This window comes from Limnoglobus roseus (genome assembly GCF_008254045.1).
In the GTDB taxonomy this organism is placed as follows: domain Bacteria; phylum Planctomycetota; class Planctomycetia; order Gemmatales; family Gemmataceae; genus Limnoglobus; species Limnoglobus roseus.
On sequence record NZ_CP042425.1, the window covers coordinates 4,255,316 to 4,268,850 of the forward strand.

Genomic DNA, 13,535 nt, shown 5'->3' on the forward strand with positions numbered 1-13,535 from the left:
GGCGGCCGCTTGCCGAGAAGTTCGGGCACGGTTTGACGGCAGACCGGGCAGCGGGCGCACCAGCACGCGAGCACCGCTTGCAACTGCTCCCGCAGCCCCGGAAGGGTCAGCCCGGCGAGACTTTTTTTCGGCGGGTCCGGCGGAGGTCTTGGAGGAAGGCGTAAGCCATCAGGACGAGGACGGCGTGGTGGTTCCATCCCCGCCACGACCGCCCCTCGAAGTGGTCCAACCCGAGCTCGTCTTTCAACTCGCGGTAGCTGTGCTCCACCCACCAGCGGCTCTTGGCCGCGGCGACCAATCGCTTCAGGCTCGTCGCGGCCGGCAAGTTGCTGAAGAAGTACTTGGCCGGCTGATCCGCCCCCGCCGGCCATTCGACCAGCAGCCAGCAGGCGCCCCCCGGCTCACGGCCGCTCGACAGCTTGTGCGCCGGTCGGACCCGCCAAGCGGCGAACCGGCCGGCCATCTTTCCCTTGGTCCCTTTCCGCCACATCACGGCGCGGAAGTCCGCCACGCGACCCAACGCCCATTCCTTGACGTTGGGTGATTTCGCCCCGGCCCGGACGCCGGCCGGTCGCGTCGGTGGTCGCCCGGTGCGGCCGGCCGGCGGGACCGGCCCCAGATCGGCGTCGGCCGCGACTACCTTCAACGTCGAGTCGATGCCGACGAAGTACGTCCGGCCGTCGGCCGCCAGTTGCTCGCGGAATTCGGTCACGGTCCCGAACAGGCTGTCGGCCAGCACGACGCCACAAAATCCATGGCCCGCCGCCTGCCGGAGCATAGCTAACGCCATCTGCCACTTCGGCCGGTAGCCGACCGCGACGGGGACGCCGGCCCGGGCCATGCGATCGGCGTCGTCCGCCCACGCTTGCGGCAGGTACAGTTGGGCGTCCAGCCCCACGACCTCTTTGGCCGTCGCGAACTGCAAGGTCACGGCCACCTGGCAACTCGCCACCTTGCCGAGGGTGCCGGTGTACTGACGGGCCACGCCGACGGAGTGCGTGCCCTGCTTGGGGAACCCGGTGTCGTCGATGATGACCACGCCGGCCGTGCCGAACCGGCGGGCGACCCACGCCTGCAGGCCGCCGCGGACCTCGCCGGTGTCCCACGGGCTCTGATTGAGGAACTGCTGAAGGGCTTGCTCGTAGTCCGCGTCGCCCTGCTCGATCGTCTTCAACCGGGCGGCCATCGGCTCGACACTCTTGCGGTGGCCGTCGAGGAGGATGCCCCGCAGGTAGGCATCGCACCATCGCCGGCGGCGGGCGTTGCCCAGCGTGCCCGCGACCTCGTCCAGGAAGGCGGTCAGCTCCCGCCGCAGCTTTGCAAGCTTCCGTGCGTCCATCCCGCCAGAGTACGGCGGGATCGAGACGAAGTAAATAACCTAACGGAGTAATACTAGCAGGGTGCTGAAAAATCCCGGTCTTGAGCCGGGTTCGGGATCGCGCTACGCTCGTTCCGACCGCGCTCTGGAGAGGAACTCATGCGTGGCCGACCCGGCGGTCCATGGCCGCTGTTCCACGTGTTCGACGTCGAGGCCGGCATCCCGGCCGACCACCCGCTCCGGGGCGTCGAGCGGCGGGTGGACCGCGCCCCGGCCGGCATGCCGGCCGCGTCTACTGCGGCGTCCCGCCGGATCGGCCGGCCCGGGGTGCCGCCCGAGGGGCTGTTGAAGGCCCTGCTGGTCATGGCACGGTACTCCGCCCGCCGCGACCGGCAGTTGTGCGCGCGGATCGACACCGACCTGCTGTTCCGCGGGTTCCTCGACCCGCAGGCGGGCGACGACGCGTTCGACGCGACGACGTTCACGCGCAACCGCCAGCGGTTGGACCACCACCTGACGAGGGCGTTCTTCGCCGCCGTGGTCCGGGAGGCCCTCGCGGCCGGGCCGTGCCGCGAGCACTTCCGCGTCGACGGCACGCGGATCGAGCGTTTCGCGTCGGCCAAGGGCTTCCAGCCGGGGACCGCCGCCGGCGGTGGAACGAGCGATCCGGGCGGTCGACGGCCGCGGGGCCCGGCCGTCGACGCCCACGGCCGGAAGCGGACGAACGCCCCGCACGCCAGTCGCACCGACCCGGAGGCCCGGCGCTACCGGAAGGGGCTGGGGGAGGAGGCGGGGGTCGCCCACATGGGGCACACGCTCGCCACGACCGCCACGGCCGGATCGTGGCGGTTCTCGGCGGACGGCACGGCCGAGCGGGTGGCCGCGTTGGAGAGGCTCGACGGGTTGAAGGATACGCACGGCTTACCGCCGACGCCCCTCGGGGCGGACGAGGGGTTCGACTCGGGCGAGTTCTTCCAGGCGCGGGAGGGCGGCGGATCGAGCCGCACGTCCCACTGGTCAAGCCGCCCCGCGATCCGAAGGTGGTGGCGCACCTTCGTCCGGTGCCGGGCGTGGAAGCCCGCCCCGCGATCCGAAGGTGCGGATGGGCACCGAGGGCTACCCGCCATGCCTCGTCGTCACGAGTTGTCGGACGCCCAATGGGCCCTGGTCGAGCCGCACATGCCGCCGCCGTCTCGGGGCCGCCGGTGGGCTGACCACCGGACGGTCGTCGATGGCGTCCTGTATTGGGCGGCCACCGGGGTGCCGTGGCGGGATCTGCCCGAGCGGTACGGTCCGTGGCAGACGGTGTACGAGCGGTTCCGGCGGTGGCGGGACGACGGCACCTGGGAGGCCATCCTGCGGGCGTTGCAGGGGACGGCGGACCAGCTCCGGCTCATCGACGGGTCGCGGTTCGGCGTCGACACGACCATCGCCCGGGCCAGCCGGTCGGCGGCCGGGGCGAAAAAAAGGGGCCTACCGCCGAGCCGGCCGACCACGCCCTGGGCCGCGGCCGCGGCGGGCTCGGGACGAAGTTGAACCGGGTGGCGTGCGGGAACGCGCTGCCGGTCGGCGTCGCCCTCACCCCGGCGAACGCCGGGGAAACGGCCGGGTTGGACGCCGCTCTCGACTCGGTGTCCGTCCCCCGGCCGGGCCGGGGTTGCCCCCGCCAGCGGCCGCCCGCCGTGGCCGGGGACAAGGGGTACGACCACCCGTCGGTCCGCCGCCGGCTGCACCCCCACCACCGGCCGAAGCGGGGCCGGCCGTTCGGGTTCGACCGGGCGGCGTACCGTGGTCGAGCGGTGCGTCGGGTGGTTGAAGGAGAACCGCCGGCTGGCCACCCGGTACGAGAAGCTGGCCGTCAGCGACCTGGCGGTGGCCCACGTGGCCATGATCCGACTGTACCTCAAGCGGGTCACGGCAGCCTTATCAGACAGAACCTAAAGACATTGAATGCAAATCTTTTTGAGGGCATATGCCTCAGGTGGCGGGATCAATACGCCGATTCTTACGAATTAAATCGTATTAGGCCGTGTTGATGTTCCTGAGTCGCCGTAGTCGCAGGACGCCGAACACCAAATGGACCACACCGAGGAACATCGTCTTCCGCTTCTCGTACCGGGTGGCGAACCGGCGGAACTGCTTGGCCTTGCCGAACAGCCGCTCCACCTTGTTCCGCTCTCGATACCCGTCCGGCAGGAACGGCTGGGGCTCGACCCGGTTGCTCCGGCTGGGAATGTTCGGGAACACGTCCCGGTCGACGCACGCCTGCCGCTGGTCGTCCCCATCGAACCCCTTGTCGCACACCGCCTCGTCGAAGTGCGGCACGCGAGCGATGGTGGCGTCGAGCAGCGGCCCCAACCGCGGGGCGTCGTGGGCTTGGCCCGGCAACACTTCGACGGCGAGGGCCGTGCCCTCGTCGACGGCCGCCACGAGAACCTTGGTGGTCAGCCCGCCCCGGCTGCGGCCAAGACCCTCACGGCGAGCACTTCGTGCCGCCCCGATCTTTTTTTCTTCCGCCGTGCCCCGGCCGCATGCTGGTGGGCGCGGACGACGGTGGAGTCGACCAGGATGCGGCGGACGTCACCCAGGTCGGGGTTGGCGGTCAGCAGTTCAAACAGCCGCCGCAGGCTGCCCGAGCGGGCCCACCGGCCGAACCGGTGGTACACGGCGTCCCACGCCCCGAACTCGCTCGGCAGATCCCGCCATGGGATGCCGGTCCGGGCCCAGTACAGGATTGCCTCGAAGAACATGCGGTCGGACAGGCGTGGCGGCTGGCCGCCGGTGAACTGCTTGGCCTGGGCGACGAGCGGTTCGAGGATGGCCCAGTGGTCGTCCGTGAGCAAGTACCGCACGGCGTCGTGCCTCGGAATGGTCGGGATCGACCTAAACTCTTACCCCGAACGAACACGGCTCGTCAACACGGCCTAGCAGGGTGAAACGCATGCTTTCGGGCACCAAGTGGGCACCATATAATGGCGCAGATAACACATGACCCAACGTATGCTATTATTTGATCCCGCTGTGTCGTCGGCCGTCAGCATATTCGGCAGGGCGAACGCATCTAATGGTAGTGTCTGTCAAGTGAAAGCGTCCGCCGAGTAGGGGTAGTGACTGTCAAGTGCCACCCGACGGAAAGCGTCCGGCGAGTTGGTCTATGACCGAGCGTCGTGGATCGGGACCGGTCGGACTACGACGGCCGCCAGCGGTCGGGGAGGAGATCGGCCACGTCGGCGTCGGACGGGGGCGGTGGAGGTGGTGAGCAGGTCGCGGTGGTTGGCTACGGGTCGTCCCCGTGCCGCTCGGTGGTTGGTCTGTTCGCCTGTCGTAACTGACACTGACAAACGTCTGGTATGGCTTTTGCGCTCGTCTTTTGCCGCCCATCTGGGAGGCCGACATGGCGAGCGCGACGATGCCGGACGAGTTCTACGTAAGTGTGGCGCACCGAATTGTGTAAGCGCACGGTGAATCGACGCCTTGCACAGTCGGTTACGATGGTGGCTTTCTCACCCGAGGAGGCTACCCGTGTCCGACACCCCGCTCACATCCCCACCCGCCAACCCGTCCGACCGAGAGCAGTTCTGGCGGGACACGGTCGCCGCGTTCGCGACGTCCGGCCTTTCGGTCCGGGCGTTCTGCCTGGCGAATGGCCTGTCCGAGAAGCGGTTCTATACGTGGCGGAAGAACCTCGGCCTGAGCCCCGTCGTGCCACCCGCCGGGTCGCCGTCTGACGCCCCGCCGGCCCGCGGATTCGTGCCCGTCCGGGTCGTGTCGGACGCGACGGCCGAGGTCGTCCTGCCCGGCGGGGTGGTCGTCGTGGTGACGCGCTATCAACTGGAGATTTGCATGGCGGCCGGAGAGAATCAGACAGCTTCGCTGACCGCGCGCATCGAAGAACAGGCCGCTCGGAACGCGGCAGCCCAGGCCCAACTGGCCGAACAGCTTCAGCGGTCGGAAGCCCATCTCCGGGCGCTCACCCCCCTCGTGTCGAGGTGGGTTCATTTCAGCGACCGGAAGGTCTTCTCGTCCAAACCCGAGGAATTGGCGGCCGCACGCCAGAACGCCATCGACGACCTTCTGGAAATCGGACGGCTGCTCAAAGAACTTGGCATGCTCACCCTTGTCCTTCAGTGGGGCGGATCGGAAGGCCTGTCGCGGGAGATTGCCGCGGAAATCGTCCGGGCGTCCGCGCGATGGCGAACGCGACTGCGTCGTTGAACTGCTCGCTCGCACGGTGTTCGACCCTCGTGCCCACTCCCCCAGTCTCGGGGAGTACGAGCCGGACGACCCCACTGCCGTTTACCCGCACCTCGTCTTCTCGATCCCCCTGTTTCTCAACATGCCCTTTACCCGCGACCCCGAACTCGACGAGGGCGGCGAGTCGGACCCGCCGGCGGGGGACGGCAGACGAGAACCCGGAACCCCGCCCAAGTCCAAGCGTAGTACCCACAAGGGCGATGCGCAGGCGAAGATGCCCGTGGTCCTCCTAAAACACCACAACTACGCCGAGGACGGCGGTGTCACCCCCGACCCGATCAACAACAACGAACTGGCCCGCCGGGCCGGTGTCTCGACGTCGACCGCGTCGAAGTTATTTGCCGACGTGTTCGAGGGGCACGACAAGTACAAAATTATGTGTCGGAACGTCCGCAAGTTCGCGCTGCGTCTCGGAGTCTTGGCCGGTGACATTCCGATGCAACGGTACTCGGAGTATCGGGACGACCTCAACCCAGAACGCGATGACGGATAATTAGCGCGTTCGATCGTTCGGCAGAAATTGCCGAATGGTTTGCCACTTCGCTAGTCGACGCAACTTCCGACGATTCAGAATCTTTCGTCGCCACGAGTGCGACGTCTTGCGGCAATCTGCCGAACGCTTCGACAGTGGGTGTGCGGTTCGCGATGGGCGAATCACACGCTTACTCTGTGGAGCGGATCATGACGACCGGGAACAATCAACATCCAATGGCCCTGCAGCCGCGCGACGCGGCGAAGATGCTGTGCATCTCGCCCCGCACCCTCTGGGAGTGGACCCGCCTCGGGCTCATCCTGTGCATCCGGATCGGGACCGGCAAGCGGAAGACGGTCCTGTACTCCGTGGCCGACCTGCAAGCGTGGCTGGCCCAGCACACCGGCACGACGGGAGGTCAGGCATGACGCCCCTCGAACGGGTGCTGGAGAAACTGCCCACCGCCCGCAAGTCGGGCGGCGGGTGGACCGCCCGCTGCCCCGCCCACGACGACAACTCGCCGAGCCTGTCCGTCAACCGAGGGGACGACGGGCGAATTCTCTTGCACTGCCACGCCGGCTGCCGGTTCGCCGACATCGTCCGGGCGCTCGGACTGACGCCGGCCGACTTGCGACCGGAGAAGGAAGCGCACCGGGCGAAAGTGCCGCACATGGCCGTCGAACGGGGAAACGGGTTCTCCTCGGCTGAGGCGGTCATCCGGTGTCTCGCCCGGAAGAGCCGGCCGCCGTCGGGCCGGTGGGAGTACCACGACGCCGGCGGGGCGATGGTCGGACTGACCCTTCGGTGGGACGGCCCGCGTGGCGGAAAGCGTTACTCTCCGGTTGCTCTGATCGACGGCCGTTGGCAGATCGCCGGAATGCCATCGCCCCGCCCGCTTTACCGACTGACGGAAGTCAGAAAGGCCAAGCGGGTGGTTGTTACCGAGGGGGAGAAGGCCGCCGACGCGTTCCGCAAGCTCGGCTTCACGGCCACGACTTCGGCCGGCGGAGCCGACGCCGTCTCACGAAGCGACTGGACGGCGCTGGTTGGCCTTCTGGGAGTGTGGATATTCCCGGACAACGACGCCCCCGGCCGCCGGTACGCCGAAGCCGTGGCCGCGGAGATCGCCAAACACTCGCCGGCAACGGTGGTGCGGGTGATCGAACTCCCCGGCCTGCCCGAGAAAGGGGACATCGTGGACTGGATCGACGCCCACGGCGAGGCGGCCGAACCGGACGGCATGAGGGCCGAACTCGAAGCGATTGCCGCCGACGTCACCCCGCAGCGGGGCGGCTATGCCGCCGCGAAGCCGCGGTCGCGGGCCGTGCTCAATCTCGTTTGCCTGGCCGACGTGGAACCAACCGAAGTGCCGTGGCTGTGGCCGAGCCGCATCCCGCTCGGTCGGCTGACCCTACTCGTCGGGCGGCCGGGCGCCGGCAAGTCGTTCCTGACGTGCGACATCGCGGCCCGCCTGTCCGTCGGCGCACCGTGGCCGGACGGCGGCACCGCCCCGCTCGGCTCGACCCTGCTCATCTCGGCCGAGGATGACACCGCCGACACCATCGCGCCGCGACTCAACAGCGCGGGGGCTGACCTGAAGAGAATCCACCTGCTGACAGCCGCGAAGGTTGTGGGGGAAGACGGCAAGGAAAGGGTCGTCGCCTTTGACCTTCAAAACGTCGACCTCATCCGCGACGCGCTCGACCAACTGTCGGACTGCAAGCTTGTCGTCATCGACCCGGTCGGCAGCTACCTGGGCGGGCGGGTGGACGCCCACCGCGATAACGAAGTCCGCGGCGTCCTGGCCCCGCTGGCGGCCCTGGCCGCCGAGCGCGGCGTAGCTGTCCTCATCGTCTGCCACACCCGCAAGGCCCAGTCGAGTTTCGCCGACGACGCGGCCCTCGGCAGTCGCGCCTTCGTCGGGCTGGCCCGGTGCGTGCTGCACTTGGCGGCCGACGATAAAGACCGCGACCGCAAGTTGCTCGTGCCGGGCAAAAGCAACTTGGGTGAACCGGCCGCCGGGCTGGCGTTCACGATCAGCGGTAAACCGGCCCACTTGGAGTGGGAAGCCGATCCGCTCGACGGCTTGCACGCGGACGACCTGATGGCCCCGCCCGACGGCAGTCGACAGGTCGGCGGACCGAAACCAAGAGCCCGTGACGCGGCCGTGGACTGGCTGACCCGCGTCCTCGAAAATAGCCCGCTTCTCGTCCGAGAGATCGAGGCACAAGCGAAAGCGGCGGGACTGGCGTGGCGGACGGTTCGCCGCGCCCGAGAGGAACTGGCAATCATCCCACACAAGCAGGCATTTTCGGGCGGATGGGCGTGGCAACTGCCGAACGAAGGTGACCACGCCCACCCGCGAACCGGGCCAAGAAGAGAAGCCGGTGGCCACCTTCGGGAGAACGACGCAAAAAACTCAGATAACCGACTTCAAAACGTCGAAGGTGGCCAGGTACAACACAACTCGGCCGCCTTCGACGAATCGAACACCGTGAGCGGGATCGACGTTGCCGACGGCTCGTTGTTCCCGGAAGCGCGCGGCCTACCCGATTAACCGCACCCCTAAACAGGAGTCAAGGACATGGCATCCGTTGTCAATGATCCGAATGGCCGGCGGCGCATTCAATTTGTCGCGCCCGATGGGTCACGCAAAGCCATCCGCCTCGGGAAGACCGACCGTAAGACCGCGGACAGCATTTGTCGACACGTCGAAGCCCTCCTCGGCGCGAAACTGAGTGGCCAGGCCATTCCGCGGGACACCGCCGTCTGGCTATCCGGAATCGGTGGCAAACTCCGTGACCGGATGGTGGCGGTGGGTCTGGCCGAAGGAGTGTCGGCCGTCCCGGCTCTGCAAGCCTGGTGCAAGGGGTACATCGCAGCCCGCACCGACTTGGCTCCCCGCAGCGTCGCGCGACTGGAATTCGCGGCCCGACTGCTCGTCGAACACTTCGGCTCCGATCACCGATTGGACGCCGTCACGGCCGGGGACGCGCAAGGGTACGCCCGGTGGCTGGCCACCACGCGGGCCGCAAACACTGTCCGACGGCAGCTGGGGTGGGCCAAGCAATTCTTCGGCGCGGCCGTGAAACATGAAGTCCTGACCCGCAACCCCTTCGTCGGGCTGGCCGCGAATACTCGGCCCGACCGATCGCGCGACCACTTCGTTACCCGTGACGAGACGGCTAAGATTATGGACACCTGTCCGGACGGGGAATGGCGGCTGATCGTGGCCCTCTGCCGGTTCGCCGGCTTGCGCTGTCCCACGGAAGTACTCGCTTTGCGGTGGGCCGACATCCTCTGGGACCAAGACCGGATGACCGTCGCCAACGGGAAGACGGGGAAGATAACCGGAGAGCCATTTCGTACCGTGCCTCTGTTCCCCGAAGTCCGGCTTCACCTCGAAGTCGCGTTCGACCAAGCGCGGGAGAGGGCGGAACACGTCATCACCCGATACCGCGACTGCAACACGAACCTCCGCACGCAACTCGCCCGAATCGCGCGGCGGGCGGGAGTACCAATGTGGGATAAACCGTTCGTCAACATGCGGGCGAGTTGTGCCACCGAACTGATTCAGACCTACCCCGCCTACGTCGTGGCGGCTTGGCTCGGGCACACGCAAGCCGTCGCCGAAGCCCACTACTGGCAGGTGACCGAGGACCACTTTAAGAAAGCGGCGCAAAATCCGGCGCAGCAGAGAGCGGCGGAGGGAGCCGCAAACGAAAGGGAGTGAGAGTCAGGAAGATGAGGAGCCGCAACATGTTGCGGCCCCCTGCGATTTGATGCAATCTTGTCCAGTACACCCGGAGGGATTCGAACCCCCAACCCTCGGTTCCGAAGACCGACGGAGGGTGGGGAAAACGCCTCGGAAACACCGAGTTCCGAAAACGGGCGCAGTGCGGGGCGCAGGAGCGACGGGGACCTAGGCGTCGTCGTCACCGCATGGCCGAACCTGCCCGAGCCGATTCGCCGGGCGATCTTGGCATTGATCGCGTCGGGCAACCTCCACTCGTGACGCATTTGTGCGATCCACCGGGATCGGCCTCCCTATCCTCCCACGCTCCCGCCCCATCAATGTGCCGAGGGGCGGGGCCAGGGCCGGGGTCGAGAATGTTGCTTTAAGATCGGCCCTCCGCTGGATGGCGATCAATCGAGATCGCCGTCGCTGCGTGGCAACTCGTCCTTCGAGGAACGCCGCGGCTGCGCGAACGCCTGCATTCGGCAGCCGGTCCGCATGGCCTCGCGGGCGGCGTGACCCGCGCCAGCGTCACGAGCGACCGCCGAGTTTCGATGCGTCGGACCTTGTAGGCCGTCCCGTGGACCGGGACTGGTGTAACTTTCCCCTCCCGATGCACCAAGGACGAGCATGGCCCACTACTTCTACACCGATCCCATTGCCGCCGCGTGGATGGCCAAGCACTTCCGATTCAAAATGTCGGCCGGGAAGTTCTGCCTCCAGGCCGAGAGCGTTGACACGTTCCTGCGGTTGCTCGCCGAGGGGATGGAAATCGACAAGATCGTCGTTCAGAAGGAAAGCATTGCGCTGCTGGACCCGAGACTCGGCGACATGGTGGAAGACGACGCACGCGGGAAGTTGCGGATCCTCGCGGAACAGCACTTCCCGTACACGGCGAACCTCAAACAGATCGTGCAGCGGAACGGTCGCGCCTTCATTTTTCCGCAGAAGGCCAACGAGTGATTCCGGACTCCGCGCCCCCCGCCGCCGCGGGAGCGTGCCGAGGCTCACGGGCCGTGAGCCAGCGTCCGAGCGGTTGACCGCCACGGCCGACGGCCATACCCTTCTTCTTTCCCCATCAGCGGGTTGACTCGGGAGGTGGTTCCGATGACATTCCAAGAAGCCGTGGTCGAGCTCTTGAACAAGCACGCGAAGGCCGAACTCAGCCCGTCCGCTCAACGCGGGAGTGCGTTCAACCGGGCCAAGACGGTCCGCTTCAAGAAGGGAAAGGGCGGGGTGTACGAGGGCAAGGACGCCGACGGCACCGAGGTGCTGGTGTACTTCAACGACCAGGCTGGCGTCATTTCGTGCACGGAGATCGAGGCCGACGCGCCCGATGACGACGAGTGAGTCGGTGCGACTCCCGACGGCCGAGAAGGTTACCGAAACCGAGACGATGCTACTCATTTTTGCCCACGGCTGGGAAACCGAACTTTCCACCGGGCCTGCCGACTGTGCCGAGGCCGCGAATCCGAGCGGCACCCTTTGCACCGGCGGCGAGGCGAATTCCTTCCGCGCGGCGGACAGCCGGGCGTCTATCGAGGATCGGCCGAATCTGGTACACTCGGCGGCCCCGACGCGGGATCACGTTCCCGCGTGGTCGGGCCTGGAGATTACGGGATGAAGTTCCCCGCGCCCCATGCCCCGGGCCTGGCCGCCGGCCGGCACGACCCGTTGCAGGAATACTTCAAACGACGCCGCGACCCCGCCACGGGGGTAGTCGCCTACGTCGATCCGCCGCCGGACGCCGAGCGGGACGCCGCCTTCCGCGACCTGCAAGCCCGCGTGGCCCCGCTCGAGGCGGCCGCCTCTGCCCACCGGGACGCCGTCCGCGGGCTGGCGGACCGCTGCCGGGCGGGGTGGGGCGGCGGTGCGGAGGCGAACGGCCGACGGCCGGCGGTCGCCCCGGCCGCGCGGCGGCGGCTATACACCGCGGCCGAGGGGGAGCGGGTGGTGGCCGCCGGGGCGGCCGCCATCGCCGGCTGGTACGACCTGCTGACCGCCACGCACGCCGGTGCCGACGCCGAGTCGGCCGTCCGCCACGTTATGCTCGTCGGCGGGGACTGGTCGTTTCCGGGGGACCCGCCGGTCATCGCACTGTTACAGGACGCGGGGGCCGTGGCCGCGCTACGGCGGGCGTTCTACGACGCCGCCTTCTGGCGGGCGGTGGCCGGGCGGCCGACGGTGGCGGAGGTAACATTCTTCCTCGCCGGGGCGGCCGCCGCGAAGTCCGACAACTGGGATCTGTTCCAGGCGGCCATGACCATGCCCCGCCGCGGGACGATGCGGCCGCCGGCCGGCCGCAGCCCGTCGGGCATCGTTCGCTTCGTCGCCCACCTGTGGGAGGCACGGCGGGTGGACCAGCCGATCGACGCCCCGGGGCGGACACTATCCGGAATGGCCGGCAGTCGACCTTGACGGGGGAGAATGGACAGAATGCCATGCGTGCGGGTCGGCGATTCGGTGCGGGTTTTGACGACACGCGAGGACGGAGGCAGGACCGCCGGGGTCGACGCGCGGCGACCGCCCAAATTATTTGTGAACAGTTTGGGGCAGGCCAAACCGTCGGACGTAAGTCGGGGCCGAACCGACGATCTTCTACGCCGGCCGGCCCCGAGAACGGCTCACGACGACTGAGCCGTTCTCGGGGCCGGGCGAACGTACCGGGCGGCACTGAGGGCTATGCATCCTCACCACGGCCAGTGAGTACTCGACCGACCTCGACCTGGCCTACCGGCTCGGGGTGATGGTGCTGATCTTGGCCCGGGAGGGGTTCCCGGCGTTCCCGGCACCGGTTCCCCCCGTCGGCTGGGGCTGGGACGGGGAAAACGACCTGCGCACGCTCATCGGGCACGCGGAGGCCGAGGCGGCCGCCATCCTCGCCCGGGACTGGGCCCGAGTCGAAGCAGTCGCCGCGGCTGCGGGGCGACTCGGTGGCGGCGTTCCACCCGGCGTTTCCGAAGGACATTACCCGATGCCGGGAAAGCAGAAGATAGTTCCGAGACGCCTCTCGTCACGACCGCCCGTTCGCGGACAAGATGTTGGGAACAATTGTTGACCCGGACTTGTCACACCGGCCCTTTTCACGTGTCAAAGGCGTTGCCCGCGTCTGGCCCTTGCGTCGGCGGGAGGGGCGTCGACCCGGGAGAAAAAAGTGTGTTCAACCCGTTCACGGAAGTCATTGACGAGTCCGACAGCCTCGCCTTGATCGAGTCGGCGCGGGTGGCGGCCTCGACACCCTGGAGAAGCTGATCCTGCGCCACCAGGCGTGGGTTTACAACATCGCCGTCCGAATGGTCTTCCACCCGCAAGACGCCGAAGAGGTGAAGGTATGGACGCTTTCGTTGGGTGAACGCGCGATGTCTGCCCGCATCACCGCCGAAGACGCGTTCAACGAGGTGTCGAAGATGATCCGCGAGGAGCGCGGCATCAAGCGCTCGGTTGGCGTGGCAGCAAACTAACGGAACCGACTCGCAATCGAGGAGCCCCTGTACATCATCGTGTCAGGGGCTTTTTGCTTTGAGAAGGGATGTCGGCGGTAAGTTTCACCGGTAAGAACTGCACCGCTTGCGAAGACGTCTGGCAGTGAAAATTCTTCTTCCTCTTTCATCGCGAGCAGTTGCGCCGATCGTCCACGAGTCCGGCACGCCGCCTGCTTAATCCCTACCGTCGTCAACCTTCCCCCAAGGTGCGACGGGCCTTCCCCCGAGGCTGAACCCAACTCCCTCTGCCTTCCCCCTGACATGTTCCACTGG

General features: G+C 67.6%; 13 protein-coding genes, 1 tRNA gene and 2 pseudogenes. 12 read left to right on the forward strand and 4 right to left on the reverse strand.

Annotated features, from left to right (window positions below; genetic code table 11):
• Positions 1 to 106: 106 nt before the first annotated feature.
• Entirely contained in the window at positions 107 to 1,339 is a 1,233-nt protein-coding gene (locus PX52LOC_RS17665; RefSeq protein ID WP_149109166.1) for an IS701 family transposase, read from the reverse strand.
• A gap of 258 nt (positions 1,340 to 1,597) precedes the next feature.
• Between PX52LOC_RS17665 and PX52LOC_RS43345 the strand changes: the two are divergent.
• A pseudogene (locus PX52LOC_RS43345) lies at positions 1,598 to 1,843 on the forward strand (transposase); the annotation flags it as partial.
• A gap of 600 nt (positions 1,844 to 2,443) precedes the next feature.
• Positions 2,444 to 3,259 (forward strand): annotated as a pseudogene (locus PX52LOC_RS17675) (IS5 family transposase).
• 81 nt (positions 3,260 to 3,340) lie between these two features.
• On the opposite strand, the gene PX52LOC_RS17680 reads toward PX52LOC_RS17675, so the two are convergent.
• Both PX52LOC_RS17680 and PX52LOC_RS17685 read right to left on the reverse strand, forming a co-directional pair.
• Complete coding sequence (locus tag PX52LOC_RS17680; RefSeq protein WP_390635622.1) at positions 3,341 to 3,748, reverse strand: transposase; 408 nt, start codon at positions 3,746 to 3,748, stop codon at positions 3,341 to 3,343.
• A 14-nt stretch (positions 3,749 to 3,762) separates the two neighbouring features.
• On the reverse strand, positions 3,763 to 4,170 hold the full coding sequence (locus PX52LOC_RS17685; protein ID WP_168218752.1) for an IS5 family transposase: 408 nt from the start codon (positions 4,168 to 4,170) through the stop codon (positions 3,763 to 3,765).
• A gap of 670 nt (positions 4,171 to 4,840) precedes the next feature.
• Between PX52LOC_RS17685 and tnpA the strand changes: the two genes are divergently transcribed.
• The 5 genes from tnpA (at position 4,841) to PX52LOC_RS17705 (ending at position 9,777) form a co-directional block, all read left to right on the forward strand.
• On the forward strand, positions 4,841 to 5,533 hold the full coding sequence (gene tnpA / locus PX52LOC_RS17690) for an IS66 family insertion sequence element accessory protein TnpA (protein ID WP_149111346.1): 693 nt from the start codon (positions 4,841 to 4,843) through the stop codon (positions 5,531 to 5,533).
• Between the two features lie 16 nt (positions 5,534 to 5,549).
• The gene (locus tag PX52LOC_RS17695) at positions 5,550 to 6,065 is read left to right on the forward strand and encodes a hypothetical protein (RefSeq protein WP_149111347.1); all 516 of its coding nucleotides are present in this window, start codon (positions 5,550 to 5,552) and stop codon (positions 6,063 to 6,065) included.
• A 188-nt stretch (positions 6,066 to 6,253) separates the two neighbouring features.
• Entirely contained in the window at positions 6,254 to 6,472 is a 219-nt protein-coding gene (locus tag PX52LOC_RS40645) for a helix-turn-helix domain-containing protein (RefSeq protein WP_168219063.1), read from the forward strand.
• Positions 6,469 to 8,601 carry an AAA family ATPase gene (locus PX52LOC_RS17700; protein WP_168219064.1) on the forward strand — a complete coding sequence of 711 codons (2,133 nt, stop codon included), beginning with the start codon at positions 6,469 to 6,471 and terminating at the stop codon, positions 8,599 to 8,601. Before PX52LOC_RS40645 ends, PX52LOC_RS17700 begins: the two co-directional genes overlap by 4 nt.
• A gap of 27 nt (positions 8,602 to 8,628) precedes the next feature.
• Positions 8,629 to 9,777, forward strand: coding sequence for a tyrosine-type recombinase/integrase (locus tag PX52LOC_RS17705; RefSeq protein WP_149111349.1), 1,149 nt, complete (start codon positions 8,629 to 8,631; stop codon positions 9,775 to 9,777).
• A 65-nt stretch (positions 9,778 to 9,842) separates the two neighbouring features.
• Here PX52LOC_RS17705 and PX52LOC_RS17710 read toward each other — a convergent pair.
• Positions 9,843 to 9,939, reverse strand: a tRNA-OTHER gene (locus tag PX52LOC_RS17710).
• 471 nt (positions 9,940 to 10,410) lie between these two features.
• On the opposite strand from PX52LOC_RS17710, the gene PX52LOC_RS17715 reads away from it, so the two are divergent.
• The 5 genes from PX52LOC_RS17715 to PX52LOC_RS41980 all read left to right on the forward strand — a co-directional run bounded on the left by PX52LOC_RS17715 (position 10,411) and on the right by PX52LOC_RS41980 (position 13,241).
• Complete coding sequence (locus PX52LOC_RS17715) at positions 10,411 to 10,743, forward strand: hypothetical protein (RefSeq protein ID WP_149111350.1); 333 nt, start codon at positions 10,411 to 10,413, stop codon at positions 10,741 to 10,743.
• 144 nt (positions 10,744 to 10,887) lie between these two features.
• On the forward strand, positions 10,888 to 11,130 hold the full coding sequence (locus PX52LOC_RS17720; RefSeq protein WP_149111351.1) for a hypothetical protein: 243 nt from the start codon (positions 10,888 to 10,890) through the stop codon (positions 11,128 to 11,130).
• Positions 11,117 to 11,404: a hypothetical protein gene (locus PX52LOC_RS17725; RefSeq protein ID WP_149111352.1), complete on the forward strand. Its 288-nt coding sequence runs from the start codon at positions 11,117 to 11,119 to the stop codon at positions 11,402 to 11,404. The genes PX52LOC_RS17720 and PX52LOC_RS17725 overlap by 14 nt, the downstream gene beginning before the upstream one ends.
• On the forward strand, positions 11,401 to 12,198 hold the full coding sequence (locus tag PX52LOC_RS17730) for a hypothetical protein (protein ID WP_149111353.1): 798 nt from the start codon (positions 11,401 to 11,403) through the stop codon (positions 12,196 to 12,198). Before PX52LOC_RS17725 ends, PX52LOC_RS17730 begins: the two co-directional genes overlap by 4 nt.
• Positions 12,199 to 13,073: 875 nt before the next feature.
• The gene (locus PX52LOC_RS41980) at positions 13,074 to 13,241 is read left to right on the forward strand and encodes a hypothetical protein (RefSeq protein ID WP_218575387.1); all 168 of its coding nucleotides are present in this window, start codon (positions 13,074 to 13,076) and stop codon (positions 13,239 to 13,241) included.
• Positions 13,242 to 13,535: the final 294 nt, after the last annotated feature.

Coding starts and splice junctions, on each gene's coding strand:
- PX52LOC_RS17700 (WP_168219064.1), top strand. CDS start 6,469: ATGACGCCCCTCGAACGGGTGCTGGAGAAACTGCCCACCGCCCGCAAG.
- PX52LOC_RS41980 (WP_218575387.1), top strand. CDS start 13,074: ATGGTCTTCCACCCGCAAGACGCCGAAGAGGTGAAGGTATGGACGCTT.
- PX52LOC_RS17730 (WP_149111353.1), top strand. CDS start 11,401: ATGAAGTTCCCCGCGCCCCATGCCCCGGGCCTGGCCGCCGGCCGGCAC.
- PX52LOC_RS40645 (WP_168219063.1), top strand. CDS start 6,254: ATGACGACCGGGAACAATCAACATCCAATGGCCCTGCAGCCGCGCGAC.
- PX52LOC_RS17705 (WP_149111349.1), top strand. CDS start 8,629: ATGGCATCCGTTGTCAATGATCCGAATGGCCGGCGGCGCATTCAATTT.
- PX52LOC_RS17715 (WP_149111350.1), top strand. CDS start 10,411: ATGGCCCACTACTTCTACACCGATCCCATTGCCGCCGCGTGGATGGCC.
- PX52LOC_RS17720 (WP_149111351.1), top strand. CDS start 10,888: ATGACATTCCAAGAAGCCGTGGTCGAGCTCTTGAACAAGCACGCGAAG.
- PX52LOC_RS17725 (WP_149111352.1), top strand. CDS start 11,117: ATGACGACGAGTGAGTCGGTGCGACTCCCGACGGCCGAGAAGGTTACC.
- PX52LOC_RS17665 (WP_149109166.1), bottom strand. CDS start 1,339: ATGGACGCACGGAAGCTTGCAAAGCTGCGGCGGGAGCTGACCGCCTTC.